Source organism: Nitrosomonas marina, assembly GCF_900110145.1.
GTDB lineage: Bacteria > Pseudomonadota > Gammaproteobacteria > Burkholderiales > Nitrosomonadaceae > Nitrosomonas > Nitrosomonas marina.
Window position 1 is genome coordinate 119964 of record NZ_FOCP01000003.1, and the last position, 19054, is coordinate 139017.

At 46.0% G+C, this 19054-nt stretch carries 15 protein-coding genes; 1 reads left to right on the forward strand and 14 read right to left on the reverse strand.

Features of this window, described 5'->3' with window-relative positions; translation table 11 throughout:
* Positions 1 to 141 precede the first annotated feature (141 nt).
* The gene (locus BMX44_RS03210) at positions 142 to 612 is read left to right on the forward strand and encodes a potassium channel family protein (RefSeq protein ID WP_090627922.1); all 471 of its coding nucleotides are present in this window, start codon (positions 142 to 144) and stop codon (positions 610 to 612) included.
* A gap of 39 nt (positions 613 to 651) precedes the next feature.
* Here BMX44_RS03210 and BMX44_RS03215 read toward each other — a convergent pair whose 3' ends face one another.
* The 14 genes from BMX44_RS03215 to BMX44_RS03280 form a co-directional block, all read right to left on the reverse strand.
* Positions 652 to 996: a hypothetical protein gene (locus BMX44_RS03215; RefSeq protein WP_143056875.1), complete on the reverse strand. Its 345-nt coding sequence runs from the start codon at positions 994 to 996 to the stop codon at positions 652 to 654.
* 61 nt (positions 997 to 1057) lie between these two features.
* Positions 1058 to 4000 (reverse strand): beta strand repeat-containing protein, encoded by a 2943-nt coding sequence (locus tag BMX44_RS03220; protein WP_090627928.1) that lies wholly within the window; start codon positions 3998 to 4000, stop codon positions 1058 to 1060.
* A 643-nt stretch (positions 4001 to 4643) separates the two neighbouring features.
* Positions 4644 to 5792: a cell division protein FtsZ gene (ftsZ, locus tag BMX44_RS03225; RefSeq protein ID WP_090627930.1), complete on the reverse strand. Its 1149-nt coding sequence runs from the start codon at positions 5790 to 5792 to the stop codon at positions 4644 to 4646.
* A gap of 67 nt (positions 5793 to 5859) precedes the next feature.
* Positions 5860 to 7098: a cell division protein FtsA gene (gene ftsA, locus BMX44_RS03230; RefSeq protein ID WP_090627933.1), complete on the reverse strand. Its 1239-nt coding sequence runs from the start codon at positions 7096 to 7098 to the stop codon at positions 5860 to 5862.
* A gap of 20 nt (positions 7099 to 7118) precedes the next feature.
* A complete protein-coding gene (locus tag BMX44_RS03235) occupies positions 7119 to 7886 on the reverse strand; it encodes a cell division protein FtsQ/DivIB (RefSeq protein ID WP_090627936.1) in 768 nt (255 codons plus the stop codon).
* Positions 7876 to 8793: a D-alanine--D-alanine ligase gene (locus tag BMX44_RS03240; protein WP_090627937.1), complete on the reverse strand. Its 918-nt coding sequence runs from the start codon at positions 8791 to 8793 to the stop codon at positions 7876 to 7878. The genes BMX44_RS03235 and BMX44_RS03240 overlap by 11 nt, the downstream gene beginning before the upstream one ends.
* The gene (gene murB / locus BMX44_RS03245) at positions 8793 to 9776 is read right to left on the reverse strand and encodes a UDP-N-acetylmuramate dehydrogenase (RefSeq protein ID WP_281246234.1); all 984 of its coding nucleotides are present in this window, start codon (positions 9774 to 9776) and stop codon (positions 8793 to 8795) included. The genes BMX44_RS03240 and murB overlap by 1 nt, the downstream gene beginning before the upstream one ends.
* Positions 9777 to 9810: 34 nt before the next feature.
* Positions 9811 to 11229 (reverse strand): UDP-N-acetylmuramate--L-alanine ligase, encoded by a 1419-nt coding sequence (murC, locus tag BMX44_RS03250; RefSeq protein WP_090627938.1) that lies wholly within the window; start codon positions 11227 to 11229, stop codon positions 9811 to 9813.
* Positions 11226 to 12308 (reverse strand): undecaprenyldiphospho-muramoylpentapeptide beta-N-acetylglucosaminyltransferase, encoded by a 1083-nt coding sequence (gene murG / locus BMX44_RS03255; RefSeq protein ID WP_218143913.1) that lies wholly within the window; start codon positions 12306 to 12308, stop codon positions 11226 to 11228. The genes murC and murG overlap by 4 nt, the downstream gene beginning before the upstream one ends.
* A 15-nt stretch (positions 12309 to 12323) precedes the next feature.
* Entirely contained in the window at positions 12324 to 13505 is a 1182-nt protein-coding gene (ftsW, locus tag BMX44_RS03260; protein WP_090627944.1) for a putative lipid II flippase FtsW, read from the reverse strand.
* A 2-nt stretch (positions 13506 to 13507) separates the two neighbouring features.
* On the reverse strand, positions 13508 to 14923 hold the full coding sequence (gene murD / locus BMX44_RS03265; protein ID WP_090627946.1) for a UDP-N-acetylmuramoyl-L-alanine--D-glutamate ligase: 1416 nt from the start codon (positions 14921 to 14923) through the stop codon (positions 13508 to 13510).
* A complete protein-coding gene (mraY, locus tag BMX44_RS03270) occupies positions 14920 to 16005 on the reverse strand; it encodes a phospho-N-acetylmuramoyl-pentapeptide-transferase (protein ID WP_090627948.1) in 1086 nt (361 codons plus the stop codon). Before mraY ends, murD begins: the two co-directional genes overlap by 4 nt.
* A 101-nt stretch (positions 16006 to 16106) precedes the next feature.
* Positions 16107 to 17519, reverse strand: a complete 1413-nt coding sequence (locus BMX44_RS03275; RefSeq protein WP_090627950.1) for a UDP-N-acetylmuramoyl-tripeptide--D-alanyl-D-alanine ligase — start codon at positions 17517 to 17519, stop codon at positions 16107 to 16109.
* A complete protein-coding gene (locus tag BMX44_RS03280; RefSeq protein WP_245738812.1) occupies positions 17516 to 19045 on the reverse strand; it encodes a UDP-N-acetylmuramoyl-L-alanyl-D-glutamate--2,6-diaminopimelate ligase in 1530 nt (509 codons plus the stop codon). Before BMX44_RS03280 ends, BMX44_RS03275 begins: the two co-directional genes overlap by 4 nt.
* Positions 19046 to 19054: the final 9 nt, after the last annotated feature.

A 19054-nucleotide genomic window follows, 5' to 3' on the forward strand; every position in this document is an offset into this window, starting at 1 on the left:
TCTCCATTTGACAATCACAACGATTACTGGATTTCATTACCTGATCCGCACATTTACATCTGCAATTTTATCAACAGTTTTTGCAGTCACTTTATATCAGGACATCCGCTATAACCATAAGTTTTTTTCATCGATATCGTTATGTATGAATATACCGATCATTTAAGTGCTTTATTCATTTCAAGTGCCATCGTCATCTGTTGTGTAGTGTTGCATTACGAAGCCCTGCGGCTTTTAGGCCATGCTGTTGGCTTTCATGTTCATAAACGGATTGGTATGCTCATTGTCATGCTGGGTCTGCTCGCAGCACATGTCATTGAGATCATTCTGTTTGCCGTTGGCTATATGATCATGCACGTGCTTCTGGATTTAGGACATATAACTAATCTGGACAGTGGCAACTTACTGGATTACATCTATTATTCATCAGTCGTCTATACCACAGTAGGCTTTGGTGATTTATTGCCGGTCGGTGCCGTGCGTATGTTGAGTGCCGCAGAAGGACTGGTTGGACTTGCTATGATTACCTGGTCTGCTTCATTTACTTTTCTTGCCATGAAACATTTCTGGCCCCACCCAATGGAAGAATCCCAAAAACCAACTAAGGACTAGCTTTTGAATTTCTCTCACATCAAATATAAGCTTCGCGAATTAAATTCCACCCATATCAGCAAGAGTACTTGGCGCGGTTGAAGTACCAACCAAGGCGACAACAGTATCTCGGGTATCAATGTACTGATTACCACTACCACCTCCTGCTTGCTGCTGAACAACATAGGTTATGTCATTACCCGCAACAGATGCTCCTAACAGTTTAAATACAATAGTATCCCCCGTTTGCTTCCAGAAATTAGAATTCACGCCCCTTTGTGCTGAAATGGCCGTTGCAATATCAGTCTCTAAACTGCTAGATGTGGTGCCAGTTGAGTTAACATCGTTAGCTGTACTAAAATCACTTCCATTCGTTGCTACCAATGACGTTGGTATAATTTCCATGTCCAATATGTCTGTGCCCGCTGTATAGTCTGATATCGTATCCAAAGATGTATTACTTGAATCAGCAGCTCCTATCATAAACGTATCGGCACCACCCCCCTCCGCTCATGATGTCTGCACCAACACCACCTGTAATCGTATCGACTCCGCTGCCGCCAACAATTGTGTCAGTTCCGCTTCCACCTGTTATGGAATGACCTGAATCAGATAACGTTATATTATTTGTAAAATTACCTAAAATATAGGTTTCAACTGAAGGAATAGCAGTGATTGATGCAACATCAGTCACTGTTAGCGTGTTTGAGCCTGTCGCCGTAGTTTTGCCAGCAATTGCATCATGCTGTGTATCGTTTATTGACGTGCTACCAGTTGCCGTAATAGTTGTAGCCGCAGCAACAGCTGAATCATTAGTCGCCATAGTTATATTGGCGAAAGTATCACTTACAGCATATGAGTTAACGCCACTATTTCCAGCATCATCAATAGTTTTAGCTTGTGCTGCTGTTACGCTATCAGCAATGGTGATGTTCACCGATTCGTTCAGGCCCGCGCCCGCAGCTATGTTCGCGGCCACGTCGCTGACGCTGTAAACCACGCCGGTCGCAAATCCTGCTATCGTGGCTGCCTGCGCTATCGTCGCTGCCGTGCTCGCCGTGACCGCGCCTGCCGCGTTGGCAAGAACCGCATCACTCGATGCAGCAATCGCTGCTGCTGTATCGGTTATCGTCGCAACCGACTTGCTGCCGGAGTTGCCGGCGTTCTCGATCGTCGTCGCCTGCGCGATGGTGGCGTCATCGGTGATGGTGATGTTGACCGCTTCGTTCAGGCCCGCACCCGCGGCTATGTTCGCGGCCACGTCGCTGACGCTGTAAACCACGCCGGTCGCAAATCCTGCTATCGTGGTTGCCTGCGCTATCGTCGCTGCGGTACTCGCTGTGACCGTTCCTGCCAACTTTAATTGTGCATTTGATGACGCTACTAAATTCTCCGCTGTATCAGTGATATCATAAACGTTGACGCCACTGTTTGTTGCTGCTTCGATAGTGGCTGCCTGTGATATTGTTATAGCATCAACAGCAGTAATATCTGTTGCTGAGTCAAGCACAGCTATTGGCGCACCTACAATTGCCAAAATTGAATCTTTAATACTATATATAACGTAACCGAGTAAAGCACTATAATCAATGACAGCTAGTTCTGAAACAGTTGAATCGCCGGTTAAAATAAGATTTCCAACGCCATCAATTACCAATCCAGAAAAATTAGAAGCAGGGCCTCCTAATGTTTGTCCAGACGCCAAGACAATTTTTTTTGCTGATTCTAAAAAATCAACTGTTGCTCCAGCTTTAACGCCTCCCCGAGTGAACGAGGCAACCGAATTACCAGCAACACCACTCCAGGAAATTGTAATATTTCCGCTAGCCGTCCCACCGAATGTTACAATTCCATTAGCCTCACTGACTAAAAATGTTCCGCTGGGAGTAGAATTACCTGAATTACCTGAATTACCGGAATTACCGGAATTAGGATTTTTGACTGCATCAAATGTGCCGTTTCCATCTACATCCTTTACTACAGTTCTGGCTGTATCTACTGCACGTGTTAAATTCACACCAACTGTTTTGGCCAGGACACTCATGAGATCACCTGTTGATGCATTTGCTTCAATAGCTGTCTCTATATTTTCAGCGACTATTTGTAGTGCTGCTAAATTATTAAGAGTCAAGCCAGCATCAGTTTTGTTTGATAACACGTCCGCAATCGCTTTGTTTAAATTTGCGATAGCTTGAGAGACATCTGCTAATAACAGCTCTCCTTGTAGCCGTTGTGTATCATCAGCATTTTTTTCTAAAATTGAGCCTTGTATAATTTGCGCTATATCATTGTTGGCAGTTAAATCAAACCAGCCATCTATTTTTGTATCTACTAAAGATGTAGCAAATACCTTATAAACTAAATTAATGGCATCATCTTCATTAGTTGTAATTCCAACACCTTTCAGCAGAGCAGCAGATAAACCAACCAGGGTATTAATTTGACCTGCAGTTACTTGAACAAGTATTGCAATTTCTTGAGTGGCAGCATCGGTGTCGGAACGTATACTTTCCTTAATTGAGTCAAAATTCACTAAGTCAATATTTTCATTTAGTGACAGCGTTCTTAGCGCAATTGCGGAAGCCTGATTTACAGAAAGTGCATTATTATGGACAATTTCATATATCAGTGTTGTCAACGGTGAAACCACTGACGATCCCGCAGGCGCGGACAGACCTCCTTCAAAAGATTTACCGGTTGAAATATCGATCCCTCCGGCAGCAATCAGATTACCAAATGCTTCAATTCCAGCTAAAGAAAAATTACCAAAATTGTCTGTTATTGTGCTGATCTCATTTTCATTCAGCACACCATCGCCATTTAAATCTGCAAATATAGTTGCGCTTTTAATATACCCGTCAATTACCTTGCCAGAAACCTCAGAATCTAAAATACGCTTTATATCATCTACCGTATCGATTACGTTTGTAACACTAGCTGTGATTCCTTGAAGAACACTTAAGTCGGTAGCCGGTCCATTTTTCTCAATAGAATAATAACGCGCCGCTTCCACTTTATTATTAAATTGTAGCGCTGCAGCACCCCAATCCGTATCCGACGATTCTTTCGAAGCAAGAAACATTGCGGCGTCATGGATTACATCCCCTCGACTGTAACCTTTTGTCAGCATTGTTTCTATTTCAGATACTGCCCATGCCTTATTTTCAGCACTTGCAAGAGATCCGACGATATTTTCTACAAACTGTGTTGCAAATTCATTATTCGTTAATGTGTCGGAATACCTAGATTGCTTAAATGCATCAGTTTTAACTAATGCATTTACTAAATGCTTGGTGGAACCATTCGACTTTTCTATATAGTTCACAAAACTATTTAAATATTGAGCACCCGGGGCTGCATCAAACGTAGCCTGGATGACTCTCAATATTTCTGATTTTAAAGTTTTCATGGCATTTCTCTTGCAAAGACATACAGCTGTGTAATCGTTCTATGCCTTAATAGAATCTTTCTTACACAATAATATTTTCATTTTTAGCATTCTAAAGAAAAATTCAAACCACAGATTTCTTGAATTAAATTCAAATAATTGTTCTGTTTAACTTATACGTCGTGGAATTACTGGATATCTGCAGTAGAAAAGAGCAATACATATCCTATCGCTTGGAAAAGAAATTAACCTTTATTGAAAAAATAATCTTAATTTTGAGATACTATTATTCTTCAAATAAGAGGCTAAACATCCTTTTATACAGAATAAATAAACTGGAAAACAGTTTGATGAAAGACAGCAATAGCTATACAGCCGACTTTACAATTTTTTCGGATCATTGACGCTTCCGCCAAATAAAAAAGCCAGCAAATGAATTGCCGGCTTTTCAATGGAGAGCATATTAGAAATCCTGTGTCGTTTGATTGCGAGATTTATGATTTCGTAATACGACACCAAAACTCTTCAAGTGTCAATAAGAAAAAATTTGTATCTGTATACATGCGTCTCAATATTATCGTTTCTGGAACAGTTAAATCGCGACTATATACTAAATATTGTGATGTTCCAGAAACGCATAAGTTTTTTATGTTACAAGGTATGTTTAATCTGCCTGCCTTCTCAAGAAGGCCGGTATATCCATTGGATCAACACCTGATTGACGCATAGCGGCTACAGTTGCATCATTCCTTCTTCCAGTTCTTATCACAGCGGGATCATCCGAAGTCATGAACCCTTCCCGATCATCGGTACCCGTGCGGGAGTGAACGACTGACAATGGCTTTTTGCTCTGATTATGAACATTACCCAAACCAGTCGCAACCATGGTAACACGCAGATCTTCATTCATGTTTTCATCAATGACAGTACCGATAATAATCGTTGCGTCTTCGGCTGTCAGTTCTTTAATAGTACCCATCACCTCGTGAACTTCTCGCATTTTTAATGATGAGTTCGCGGTAATGTTGACCAGCACACCGCGTGCCCCGGCGAGCGAAATGTCCTCAAGCAGCGGACTTGCTACCGCCTGTTCAGCCGCGATGCGCGCGCGATCAACACCCGTTGAAAAAGCCGAGCCCATCATGGCCATACCCATTTCAGACATAACCGTTTTAACATCTGCAAAATCAACGTTTACCAGGCCGGGGCAGTTGATTACTTCAGCGATGCCTGCAACAGCGCCATATAAAACATCGTTAGCGGCTTTGAATGCATCCAGCATGCTGATATCGTTACCAAGAACCGCCATCAGCTTGTCATTCGGTATCACGATCAATGAATCGACATGCTGTGACAATTCTTCCATACCCAACTGTGCCGCTTTCAAGCGTTTGCCTTCAAATGCAAACGGCTTGCTGACCACAGCAACTGTAAGAATACCCATTTCCTTGGCTACTTGCGCTACAACCGGCGCGGCACCAGTACCCGTACCACCGCCCATTCCCGCAGTCACAAACAACATGTCGGAACCCTGAATCATCTCAGCGATGCGGTCTCGATCCTCCAATGCTGCCTCGCGTCCGATATCAGGATTGGCACCAGCGCCAAGGCCCCGGGTTATCCCTGATCCTAGCTGAAGAATAATATCTGCTTTAGTATTCTTCAATGCCTGCGCGTCAGTATTCATGCTAATGAATTCCACGCCTTTCATTTCGTTCTGGATCATATGATCGACTGCATTACATCCACAGCCGCCTACCCCAATTACCTTGATTATTGCTTCCTGTGTTTCGTTGTTCATAATTTCAAACATAGCACCCCTCCTTTAGATCAGTATGACAAAAACCAATGAAAAAACATTAATATATAAAATTATTCAGCTAAAAATTTCTTTGAAACCAGCTTTTCATCCTGGAAAAAATCTGTTTTGCCGAACCACCTTGTAACCGCAAATGCTGATGTAATCTGATGTGTTCAATACCCGTCATAATGAGCCCCACACCGGTCGAATACCTCGGCGTATGCACGACATCCTGCAAGTTCCCTTTATAATTAGGCACCCCCAAACGCACAGGCATATGAAAGATTTCCTCGCCCAACTCCACCATGCCGCGCAAAGAAGCGCTTCCACCTGTGATCACAATACCGGATGACAATAATTCCTCGAAGCCACTGCGCCGCAACTCGGCCTGCACCATGGTGTAGAGTTCTTCAGCACGCGGTTCTATCACTTCCGCCAACGTTTGTACGGAAAGCTGGCGCGAGCCTCTATTGCCGACGTCTGGCACTTCAATCATTTCTCGCGTATCTGCCAAACTTCTCAGTGCATAGCCGTAACGACATTTCAAATCTTCAGCGTTCTTGGTCGGTGTACGTAGCGCCATCGCGATATCGTTTGTAATCTGATCACCAGCTATTGGGATCACGGCAGTATGGCGAATAGCACCGTTAGTAAATACTGCTATATCAGTCGTGCCACCACCAATATCAACCAAACAGACACCCAGGTCTTTCTCGTCTTCAGTAAGTACGGCCATCGCCGAAGCCAGTGGTTGCAAAATCAAATCACGCACTTCAAGTCCGCAGCGGTGTACACATTTAACAATATTTTGGGCTGCCGACACGGCCCCTGTAACAATGTGCACTTTCACCTCAAGACGAATACCACTCATACCCACAGGCTCACGTACATCTTCCTGACCATCAATAATGAATTCTTGATTCAGGATGTGCAGAATTTGCTGGTCGGCTGGTATATTCACGGCTTTGGCGGCTTCCATTACGCGCTCGACGTCCGCTTCGGTGACTTCCTTATCCTTGATTGGCACCATACCATCAGAATTGATCCCTTTAATATGGCTGCCGGCAATTCCGGTAAAGACTTCATTGATTTTGCAATCCGCCATTAATTCAACCTCTTCCAGCGCACGCTGAATGGCATTGACAGTCGTTTCAATATTTGCGACCACACCTTTCTTCAAACCACGGGATGGATGACTGCCCAAACCAATAATTTCAACCCCTCCTTCCGGCAGTATTTCCGCAACAATCGCTACAATTTTAGAGGTGCCAATATCTAGCCCGGCGATCAGATTTCTACTTTCCCTAGCTCTACCCATCTAGTCACATCTCCCTGATTTCAAGTTTCTTTCTTTAATGTATTCTTACCTTTCAATGGTTTTTCTGCTTCGGGCATATATACTGCAAATCCATTGGTATAGCGTAAATCCACATATGCGAGCGGCTTATCCTGACTTAAGTGCGCTATGCTGTGGTTGTAGACTGAAACGTACCGCATCAACCGTTTATCAACTTCATACCTGCCTAATTCAAGAACTGTCCCCGTATTCAATTGCAATCGCCATGCATGCCGAGAAGATAAATTGATTTCTGCGATTGATTGATGTAATGGTGCCAACACCTTATTGAAGTGTCGGTAGCGCCGTGTGATTTCCTGTGAGTTTGCTTCCATAGGCGCTGTAAAAACTGGCATCTTTACATTTGATACAACACGGAATACTTCGCCGTACGTATTTACCAGAGCATGACTACCCCAATGAGCCAGCGCCTGATGTTCTTCTAGCCTGATATTCAACGCTAGCGGCCAGCTCCGTTCCACCCTGGCATCCCGCACCCACGGCAAACCAATGAAAGCATCGCGGACTGCAACCAAATCTACAGACAAAAAATTTCCCTGCACATGATGCTGCACAATTTTTTTGATCTGCTCACGGTTAATATGTTTGAATTCAACACGGTCAGCCTCCATTCCCTGGATATATACGGTTTTCAATGGCAAAAAACGCGGCAAACCATAGTGCTGCACTAGAAAAAAAACTACAGCTACCGCCGTCATCAGAAACAGCATATTTGACACAAAATTCAGAAATCGGTGACTATCCCACATGCGACAAACTCAATATCTTCAGAACCAGCTCTTCAAAATCGATACCTGCAGCTCTAGCCGCCATGGGCACCAGGCTATGACTTGTCATACCAGGAGAGGTATTCGCTTCAAGAAAATAGAATCGGCCATCTTCACTTAAAATCAGATCAACACGTCCCCACCCTTCGCAGCCGATTGTCTGATAGGCAAGCAATGCTTGGGCCTGTATCAATCCTGCTTGATCTTCCGGCAAACCACTGGGGCAGAAATAACGGGTCTTGTCAGAAATATATTTGGCTTCATAATCATACAATTCTCCTGCAACTTCTATTCTGACCAGTGGCAGCGGCATTTCGCCAAGTATTGCCGCTGTTAGTTCGGTGCCAGCGATATATTCTTCCGCGAGCACCAGTGCGTCATGCTCTGCTGCCAGGCGATATGCTGTTTCAATATCTTTGATATGGTCGATCTTGCTCAAGCCTATGGTAGATCCTTCGCGCACCGGTTTGACAATCAATGGCAATCCAAGCGCTTGTGCAACTTTTTCAAAATTACTATGCGCTGTAAGCAACATACTGCGCGGAGACTCAACACCTACCGCCTGCCACATCAATTTTGTACGCCATTTGTCCATAGCCAGTGCACTGGCCATTACGCCACTGCCTGTATAGGGGATACGCATCAATTCAAGCGCACCCTGAACTGTGCCATCTTCACCAAAGCGTCCGTGCAAAGCAATATAAGCCCTATCAAACTGTTCATCTTCTAACGCCGCCAATGACTTTCTTCCCGGATCGAACGGATGCGCATCCACACCACTATGACGCAGCGCTTCAAGTACAGCATGTCCACTTTGCAGTGAAACATCACGCTCAGCCGAACATCCCCCAAACAACACCGCCACTTTGCCAAAATCCTGTTCAGTCATTATGTTCCTCTCCCAGCTGCACCGATAATCCGTACTTCCTGTATTAAAGCCACTCCTGTTTCCTGCTCGACCTTATCCTTGACCATCAAGATCAACCCTTCAATATCATTAGCTGATGCGTGCCCTGTATTCAGGATAAAATTCGCATGCTTGATAGAAACAATTGCGCCACCAATTTGTAAGCCCTTGAGCCCACATGACTCTATCAAACGTGCAGCATAATCACCTGGAGGATTTCTAAATACTGAACCCGCGTTGGGCTTATTCAATGGCTGACTGCTAACCCTCAACGCCAACAGGCGCCTGATCTTTTCCCTCGACTCTGATTCATCACCTGATTTCAACCTGATATAAGCCCCGGCAAACCATTCTGATTGATTATCGGAATCAGTTTTCAATGTCACGCTGCGGTAGTCGATTGTGTATGCATCAGGCATCCGTAATCCAATCTCTCCACTGCGTTTAACCACTCTGACCTGCTCAACCAGCCGCCAGGTTTCTGTGCCATAACATCCTGCATTCATTGCCAATGCACCACCGATCGTTCCAGGGATACCGGCCAGAAATTCTGCGCCGGCAAGCTGATTCCTGGCTGCAAAACGCGCCACCTTTGCACAAGCTACCCCTGCGCCTGCGTAAACCAGTCCGCCGGTTTGATCACGATCCAGTATTCGCAAATCATTTAGCCGGGCATGTGCTGCAATCACGGTTCCAGACAAACCACCATCCCTCACAAGCAGATTACTGCCCAGCCCAACCATATAAACCGGTTCATCGATTGGGAGCTTTTGCAAAAATACGCTCAAATCTTCCAGATCAACCGGTAAATAATATCTGCGCGCATTGCCTCCTGTACGCCAGGAGGTATGGCGGCTCATCGGTTCATTGATCCGAATTTCACCAGATACACCGTATAAACTCGCCTCACTGGTTTCTGACGGGCGGCAAGTTTTTTGTCTGTACATTTGAAATACTGCGCGCATCAGCTACGCTTCCTCTAGTTTGTCTAGACACCAGTCATTCATTGATAATCATCAACTTCTGCTGCTTTTTTACAATTTCGGGCGCGACCTTAGCAATTGACCCAGCCCCCATCACAAGCACCAAATCACCATCTTCGGCCACATCTAAAATAGCCGCCGTCAACTCCTCTACGTTTGCGTTATATATCGGTTCAACTTTCCTCTTGACACGTACCGACCTCGTCAGAGACTTACTATCCGCTGCAACAATCGGTTCTTCGCCGGCCGAATACACTTCCGCGAGCAATAACACATCCGCCCGAGAAAGCACCTTGACGAAATCTTCAAACAAATTGCGGGTTCGTGTGTAGCGATGGGGTTGGAATGCCAATACAAGACGTCGACCGGGAAAAGCGCCTCGTGCCGCATCCAGGGTCGCTGTAATTTCAGCTGGATGATGACCATAGTCATCAATCAGTGCAAAGCTTCGCTGTCTGGACAAGCGAATCTCGCCATAATACTGGAAACGCCGCTCAACACCCTTAAAAGACGATAGTGCTCTAGTGATTGCTGCATCGGGTACTCCAATTTCATTCGCCACAGCTATAGCTGCCAGCGCATTCTGTACATTATGCAGACCTGGCAAATTCAAATGAATCGGTAGCCTGCGTGCTGACCCGTTTACACCAATCAAAGCTGTAAAATGCATCTGACCGTTATGATGTTCAGTATCAAGGGCTCGAATCTGGGCATCTTCAGAAAACCCATATGTAGTAACCGGTTTGGTAATATCATGCATGAGGGCACGCACATTGGCGTCATCGATACACAAGATCGCCATACCGTAAAAAGGAAGATGGTGCATGAACTCGACAAAAGTTTGTTTCAGACGGTTAAAATCATGACCGTAAGTTTCCATATGATCCGCATCTACGTTGGTCACAACCGCCAGAACGGGCTGCAAATACAGGAATGAGGCATCAGATTCATCCGCCTCAACTACTATAAACTCGCCACTGCCAAGTCTCGCATGGCAACCGGCAGCTTTTAATCTACCCCCAATAACAAATGTCGGATCCATGTCTGCTTCTGCCAATATACTGGCCACCAGACTGGTCGTCGTAGTTTTGCCATGCGTTCCTGCTATCGCAATACCACGCCTTAACCGTAACAATTCAGCCAACATCAACGCACGTGGCACGACCGGTATATTTCTTTCATGTGCTGCAATCACTTCCGGATTATCCGGTTTGACTGCCGTCGAGGTCACCACTACATCGGCACCAGCGATCTGCTCAGCAGCATGACCAATATAAACTTTTATACCAAGGCCTTTGAGCCGCTGTGCCACCCAATTATCTGATAGGTCTGAACCGCTGATCTGGTATTTCAGATTCAGCATCACTTCAGCAATTCCGCTCATTCCGGCACCGCAGATGCCTACAAAATGAATATGTCTAACTTTATGTCTCATGACGACACCTCGTTTGGCTGAATACAGATCTGCCCAACCTGCCTGGTTGCGCCCGGCATTGACTGTTTGCGTGCCGCGTCTGCCATCGCCAGCAGCTTTTCGCGCGTAAACCCTTTCAATACATTCCTCAGATTCTCCGGACTCAAATCGATTTGCGGCATTAAAACGGCTGCCTGATGTTTACTCAAAAATCGAGCGTTAGCCGTCTGATGGTCATCTACAGCATAGGGATAGGGTACCAGTATGCTCGCAACTCCAGCCGCAGCCAATTCTGAAACCGTCAGTGCACCCGCTCTGCACAGTACCAAATCGCAAGCAGCATATTGCGCCGCCATATCATCAATGAATTCCGTTAGCTGGGCTTTCACTCCAAGAGTCACATATTTTTCACGCAGCGCTTCCAGATTGCCTTCTCCGGCCTGATGAACGACAGTCGGCCGTTGATTCTCAGGCAACATACATAATGCTTGAGGCACGACTTTATTCAACACATGCGCTCCTCGGCTGCCACCAACCACCAATAGCCTGAGTACACCACTACGACCACTAAATCGCTGCTCCGGCGGCTCCATCCCGGCAATTTCCTCACGTACCGGATTTCCTACAACAATTACCTTTGCCGGATCCCCTTTGATTGCTTCCGGAAAACCCAGGAGCACCTTGTCGGCCAGTTTTGCCAGTATTCTATTGGTCAAACCCGGTACGGAATTTTGCTCATGGATAATGAGAGGTATATTCAGCAAAGAAGCCATCATTCCGCCAGGAAACGCAGGATAGCCACCCATACCCAGCACCACATCAGGTCGTACCCTGCGCAGTATCCGCATACTTTGCATCATTGCCCGCAGCAGTCGAAACGGCAGAGTCATCCAGGTCATCGCATGCTTTCCCCGTAGGCCTGCAAAATCAATAGTTTCGATTTCATAGTTTTGTTTTGCTACCAATCTGTTTTCCATACCCGCTTTAGTACCCAGCCAAACAACCCGCCAACCAGACAACTTGAGATAATCCGCAACAGCCAGACCAGGAAAAACATGTCCCCCTGTACCACCTGCCATTATCAAAATGGTTTGTGCCATCATATATGTCCGAATTCACGCTGAATGCCATGCATCGTCCCTTTGCACTCCACGTAATCGTTGCCGGTTTTCCCAATCAATCCGCATTAATATAGCCAGGGCAAAACATACCGCCGTAATGCTGCTGCCTCCAAAACTCATCAGTGGCAGCGTTAATCCCTTGGTTGGCAATACACCCATATTTACACCCATATTAATAATGGCCTGCATACCGATCCACAAACCAATACCCTGGGCCACTAGTGCAGCAAAGTGACATTCCAGTCTGGCAGACTGACGCCCTATCGCAAAAGCACGCGCTACCAGAATCGCGAACAACGCAATTACAACAGCCACACCCACAAAACCAAGTTCTTCAGCCAATACAGCCAGCAGGAAGTCGGTATGCGCCTCGGGCAGATAGAATAATTTTTCCACGCTGCCACCTAATCCAACCCCAAACCATTCACCTCGCCCAAATGCAATCAAAGCATGACTGAGCTGATAGCCCTTACCGAGCGGATCAGCCCAAGGATCCATAAAACCGATTATTCTTTCCAAGCGATAGTTGGCCACATAGATCAGCACAAACATGGCGACTGCTGACAAACTCAAAAGTCCAGCAAATATTTTTATGCTGACGCCACCCAGAAACAAAATGCCGATTGTTAACACTGTAATCACTGCAGCAGCACCAAAATCCGGTTGCTGCAACAACAAAAACCCCATAACGACAATCAACGCGAACAGCGGTAAGAAACCCTTATAAAAGCAATTCAGTTCGGCCGCTTTGCGTACTACATAATCAGACGCGTAGATAATCATAAACAACTTCATCATTTCTGAAGGCTGAAGATTCACCACATACAGCGAAATCCATCGTTGACTGCCATTGACTTCTCGCCCGACACCTGGCAACAGCACCAATATCAGCAGCAACATGCCAGCCAGTAGCAAAAAAATGGCATATTTCTGCCAGATATGAACAGGGACTTGAAAAGCCGCAGCACCAAACACTATACCTAGCAACAAATAGATCACATGACGTACTAAATAATGCGCTGATTGATCGCTACCAAACTGTGCTTCAGCTATGGCAGCAGACGCAGAGTAGACCATCACCAATCCGATACCCAGCAAAAACAGAACAGACCATATCAAAGCCTGATCAAACTCGGGCAGACTGTAAGACGGGGTATGATTCATCCGATAAATCATCTCTAATGTCTCTTCTCTCCGAAATCACACATTCTTGTTTCAAGATCCCTGACTGCTGCAACAAATACTTCCGCGCGGTGCACATAATTCCTAAACATGTCAAAACTTGCGCATGCAGGTGACAGAAGCACTACATCATTTTTTTGTGCCAGTAAAAAACCCTTCTGGACGGCCTCTTGCATGGTAGCCGCACGCAAAACCGGCGCCTTGCAGCCATCAATAGCTTCCGCGATCCTGTCCGCGTCGCGTCCTAACAAGATAACAGCACGTGCCTGCGCAGCAACTGCAGCATGCAATGTGGAAAAATCCTGACCCTTGCCATCACCACCGGCGATTAACACCACTTTTTGAGGCAGGCCATTAAGCGCGGCAATCGTTGCACCAACATTGGTACTTTTGGAATCATCAATAAACGTCACACCATTTAAAGATGCCACTTTTTCCATGCGATGCGGCAAGCCTCTGAATTCCCGCAGCGAGTTTACCAAAGGATCAACAGGCACATTGAGTGCACGGCACAGTGCCAGAGCAGCCAAAGCATTAGCAGCATTGTGGGAACCATTCACACCGAGCTCAGAAACTCTCATTAACAACACATCACCTTCTGCTATCCAGTCATCACCATGATTGTGAACGATACCGAAATCCATCGGTGTCTCCGGTTCGCTTAACCCAAATGTCAATTGCCTTTTCTCCATTGACGCCATGGCCATTGAACCGGCATCATCCCGGTTCAGTACCTGTATACCTGCGCCATGCTGTTCATGTTTGAATATTCTGGCTTTTGCATTGGCATAATCTTGCATGTGCGCATAACGATCCAGATGATCTTCGCTCAGATTTAGCACAGTCGCCGCATCCGCATTAAGGTGTACCGTCAATTCCAATTGAAAGCTGGACACCTCGAGAACCCACAGATCTGGCAGCTTTCCATTGTCAAGTCGCCTCATTAATGTATCCAGTACCGCAGGCCCTATATTTCCTGCTACTTCGACATCATACCCAGCCTGTATCAGCATGGCTCCCGCCATTGCGGTTACCGTTGTTTTTCCATTTGTTCCGGTTATTGCGATGATTCTTGAATTTACGATTCCAGATTGATTCAACGCCCATTGAAATAATGTCATGTCACCCACAACCGGCACACCACGCGCTATAGCCTGTTGGACGAGCCGATCAGCCATCGGCACACCCGGACTCATGGCGATCAACTCAATGCCGTCAAAAATCTTTTCATCAAAAGCACCTCTGAATATTTCAACTACAGGTTTCATATTTTCAAGAACAGCTATGTTCGGGGGGCTGCAACGGCTATCCGCCACACGCACCTTTGCGTTCTGGCGAATCATCCATTTTGTTATTGACAACCCTGTTTCACCCATACCCAGTACCAGCACATGCCTTCCCTTCAGATTCATCTTAGCTTTAATGTCGACAAACCCACCAACACAAGAATAATGGTAATAATCCAGAACCTTACAACGACTTGATTCTCCTTCCATCCCTTTAATTCGAAATGATGATGCAGCGGCGCCATTCGAAATACACGCCGCCCGGTCAGTTTAAACGAAGCCACCTGCAACATAACTGACAGCGCTTCCATCACAAATACGCCGCCCATAATAACTAACACAATCTCCTGTCGGACAATTACAGTAATCACACCAAGTGCCGCGCCCAGAGACAAGGCGCCGACATCCCCCATAAACACTTCTGCCGGATATGTGTTAAACCAAAGAAATGCCAGTCCGGCACCCGCCAAGGCACCGCAAAAAACCGACAATTCTCCGGCATTCGGTATATACGGAATACCAAGATAGTTTGCAAAAACAACATGGCCTGCCACATAAGCAAATATTGCCAAGGCACCGCCAATCATTACTGTCGGCATAATAGCCAGACCATCCAGTCCGTCTGTCAGATTGACTGCATTACTGGTACCGACTATAACCAGATACGTCAAAACGACGAAGCCGGCCATGCCCAGCGGAATTGCGATTTCCTTGAAAAAAGGCACAATCATTGCTGTCTGTTCGGGCAATTCGGCTGTTAACGCAAGATACAATGCCACAATCAATGCAATAACTGATTGCCAGAAAAATTTGTTACGAGCTGACAACCCCTTTGGATTCCGGTAAACGACCTTACGATAATCATCAATCCAGCCGATAATGCCAAATCCCAGCGTAGTCAAAAGCACAACCCAGATATACTGATTGCCCAAGTCTGCCCATAGCAAAGTTGTCAACACAATTGCAACGAGAATTAAAGCTCCGCCCATTGTCGGCGTGCCTGCTTTAATCAAATGTGTTTGTGGACCGTCGTCACGAACCGATTGGCCGATTTTATAGGCTGTGAGCTTACGGATCATGATCGGTCCAATCAAGAATGAGATTGCGAGAGCGGTCAATGCCGCCAGCATAGTACGCAAGGTAATATAGCTGAAAACATTGAATGCGCGTATATCCTGAGCCAACCATTGCGAAAACTCTAGCAACATAACGGTTTCTCCAGTCGCACTATTTCAGGTCGTATCATCTTTGTCTGTCCGGATTGTTTCTGAATTCTTCTATTGTTTTATGAGCTCAATCACTCAATACGTTATTTACCTTCAGCACTGGGAAATTCCAGCCGTTTCATGATCTGCTCCATACGCATAAAACGCGACCCTTTGATCAGCATTGTCACATCCGCATCCAACAATTGTTCAGCACAATCGAGCAGCGAATTCATGTCAGTAAAATGCTGAGCATGATGTCCGAATGCCTCACTCGTATATTTGCTCAACTCGCCTATTGTTAACAGCTTATCTAATTTGGCCAATCTCGCCTCTTTGCCGATTACGCGATGCAGATCAATCGACGGCTCACCCAACTCACCCATATCGCCAAGCACCAAAATCTTCTTCCCCTTGGCAGCAGACAATACCGCCAGGGCAGCACGAACTGATTCAGGGTTTGCGTTATAACTGTCATCAATCAGCACAGAATCGTGACGACCACGCTTTTTCTGCAGCCGCCCCTGCACACCTTTAAAAGCATGCAATCCCGCTGCAATTGATTTTTTATCTACACCAACAGCTACTGCTGCAGCGGCAGCAGCCAACGCATTACGGATATTGTGTACGCCCGGCACTTGCAAATCGATTTCAATTTCGCCGTCTGGCAAATGGAGTAAAAAATTGCTGCCACCAATATCTGACCGATATTCCGCAAAAATCTGCGGTTTAACCTTCCTATTAAGTCCAAAATCAATAACTTTTCGATCATTGGCAAGCGTGCGCCATAAAGGTGCATGTTGATCATCTGCATTAATCACAGCGGTTCCCTGAGCGTTCAAGCCCGAAAAAATCTCGCCTTTGGCCCGGGCAACCGCTTCTACTGACCCCAACCCCTGTATATGCGCCAGACCGGCGTTGGTTATGACTGCCACATCAGGCTTAGCCAATTGTGTCAGATAGGCAATCTCACCCATATGATTCATACCCATTTCAATCACAACGAATCGATGAAAGTCGCGAATCCGTAACAGCATGAGGGGCATTCCGATATCATTATTCAGATTTCCTGCTGTAGCCAAAACGACTCGTTTAACCGGTGAATTATTGAACGCATCAATCAGATTGGAAGTGGATTGATCCAAGATCAAGGCCAACATGTCCTTCACCGTTGTTTTACCGTTACTACCGGTGACCGCTATAAGCGGCACGGAAAACTGTGCACGCCAGTAAGCTGCCAATTGCCCCAAACCTATACGCGCATCGTCGACATAAATAAACGGCATCTCTGTAGATACTGAGTCTGCTTCCGTTCTCAGACTTACCATAGCAGCAACCGCACCATTATTTTGCGCATCTTCCACAAACCGGCCCCCATCAAACCGCTTGCCGGATAAAGCAACAAAAAGATCACCTTTTTGCAAGGTCCTGCTATCTGTACTCACCCCTGTGAACCGGACATTTTCTCCTTGCCAGCGCGCATGTAATATTTGGGCGGCTTTTTGCAATTGCATCATGCCCGCCCTCTTTTTCTGACCGACAAATCATGCAACACTTGTTGTACAACGGCTGCATCACTTAGCGGGAATCTCTGGCCTTTGATTTCCTGAAATGCTTCATGTCCCTTGCCGGCAACCAAGACGACATCGTTGTCTGAAGCACTACTGATTGACTGGTAAATTGCCAGTTCGCGATTGACCTCCATCTGGTAGTTTGGTTTGACCGCACCTGCAATAATATCGTCGATGATTGCTTCAGGGTCTTCGTTACGTGGATTATCACTTGTGAAAATGACTTCATCTGCTATGCGTGTAACCACCTCGCCAATCAGTCGACGTTTGCCTTTGTCTCTGTCTCCGCCACACCCCAGCACGCAATGCAAACGACCTGTTTTACGACTTGCTTTTCTCAATGACTTGTGCCGCAGTATATCTTGCAAAGCCATCAATACCTTTTCCAAGGCATCCGGTGTATGCGCGTAGTCTACGATGACGACCGGCCGACCATTACCGCCGAATTTTTCCATCCGCCCTGCAATTGGCTTTACGGCCTGCAGCGCACGCACTGCTTCTGGAAAGGAAGCGCCACTTGCAAGCAGCGCTGCCGCCACTGCCAGTAAATTGGCCGCATTAAACCTGCCCACTAGTCCAACTTCCAATCTATCAAAATTATCCTGATATTCAATATCAAACGAAAGGCCTCGCAGATCGGATTTTAGATTCGAGCCGTATAACATTTTGCATTGCTGAGTAGCAGAATTGACAATATCTTTTTGAAAACTGTATCCGATAATTTGGATGGGCTTTTGCTCAAGCTGTTGCAGCAATTCGATTCCAAGCACATCGTCAAGATTGAGCACCGCATATTTCAAGTCCGGCCAGAAAAACATCCGTGCTTTGGTTGCAGCATAAGCATCCATATCTCTATGATAATCCAGATGATCACGTGACAAATTAGTCAATACCGCAACAGCCAGCGTTGTACCGTTAAGTCTTCCCTGCTCAATCCCGTGCGAAGAAACCTCTACTGCAACATTTTCTGCACCACGCAGCAAAAATTGCCGCAAGCATTTTTGCAAAAACACCGGATCGGGAGTGGTATTCACTGTTGCCTCCAGTTCATCCACAAAACCGTTACCCAACGTTCCGATCACTGCTGTTTTTTTTTGCAAAACACTCATTGCCTGTGCATACCAGTGACTGCACGATGTCTTGCCATTTGTACCGGTAAAACCAACTACGTACAATTTGCGTGATGGATGACCATATACCATGTCGGCGATCAGTCCGATTTTTTCTTTCAAGCCTGGAACAGCTAGTGAGGGCACTTTCCACAATGGATCCCAGGCAAACCCTTGAGCTTCCCACACTACTGCACTGGCACCAGCTGATATTGCCTGCGCTATCATTTTACGTGAGTCGACTCTCCGCCCCGGATAAGCGAGGAATATATCTCCTGGCTGAACGCACCGGCTGTCAGTTGCAAGGTTTGCAATGGGCACACCCAGTTTTTTCAGTTGATGAACATCAAATGATCTATTCATACGTTCAAA

Excerpts from the sequence above, each read along its gene's own strand:
- BMX44_RS03210 (WP_090627922.1), top strand. The coding sequence starts at position 142 with ATGTATGAATATACCGATCATTTAAGTGCTTTATTCATTTCAAGTGCC.
- BMX44_RS03215 (WP_143056875.1), bottom strand. The coding sequence starts at position 996 with ATGGAAATTATACCAACGTCATTGGTAGCAACGAATGGAAGTGATTTT.
- BMX44_RS03220 (WP_090627928.1), bottom strand. The coding sequence starts at position 4,000 with ATGAAAACTTTAAAATCAGAAATATTGAGAGTCATCCAGGCTACGTTT.
- ftsZ (WP_090627930.1), bottom strand. The coding sequence starts at position 5,792 with ATGTTTGAAATTATGAACAACGAAACACAGGAAGCAATAATCAAGGTA.
- ftsA (WP_090627933.1), bottom strand. The coding sequence starts at position 7,098 with ATGGGTAGAGCTAGGGAAAGTAGAAATCTGATCGCCGGGCTAGATATT.
- BMX44_RS03235 (WP_090627936.1), bottom strand. The coding sequence starts at position 7,886 with ATGTGGGATAGTCACCGATTTCTGAATTTTGTGTCAAATATGCTGTTT.
- BMX44_RS03240 (WP_090627937.1), bottom strand. The coding sequence starts at position 8,793 with ATGACTGAACAGGATTTTGGCAAAGTGGCGGTGTTGTTTGGGGGATGT.
- murB (WP_281246234.1), bottom strand. The coding sequence starts at position 9,776 with ATGCGCGCAGTATTTCAAATGTACAGACAAAAAACTTGCCGCCCGTCA.
- murC (WP_090627938.1), bottom strand. The coding sequence starts at position 11,229 with ATGAGACATAAAGTTAGACATATTCATTTTGTAGGCATCTGCGGTGCC.
- murG (WP_218143913.1), bottom strand. The coding sequence starts at position 12,308 with ATGGCACAAACCATTTTGATAATGGCAGGTGGTACAGGGGGACATGTT.
- ftsW (WP_090627944.1), bottom strand. The coding sequence starts at position 13,505 with ATGATTTATCGGATGAATCATACCCCGTCTTACAGTCTGCCCGAGTTT.
- murD (WP_090627946.1), bottom strand. The coding sequence starts at position 14,923 with ATGAATCTGAAGGGAAGGCATGTGCTGGTACTGGGTATGGGTGAAACA.
- mraY (WP_090627948.1), bottom strand. The coding sequence starts at position 16,005 with ATGTTGCTAGAGTTTTCGCAATGGTTGGCTCAGGATATACGCGCATTC.
- BMX44_RS03275 (WP_090627950.1), bottom strand. The coding sequence starts at position 17,519 with ATGATGCAATTGCAAAAAGCCGCCCAAATATTACATGCGCGCTGGCAA.
- BMX44_RS03280 (WP_245738812.1), bottom strand. The coding sequence starts at position 19,045 with ATGAATAGATCATTTGATGTTCATCAACTGAAAAAACTGGGTGTGCCC.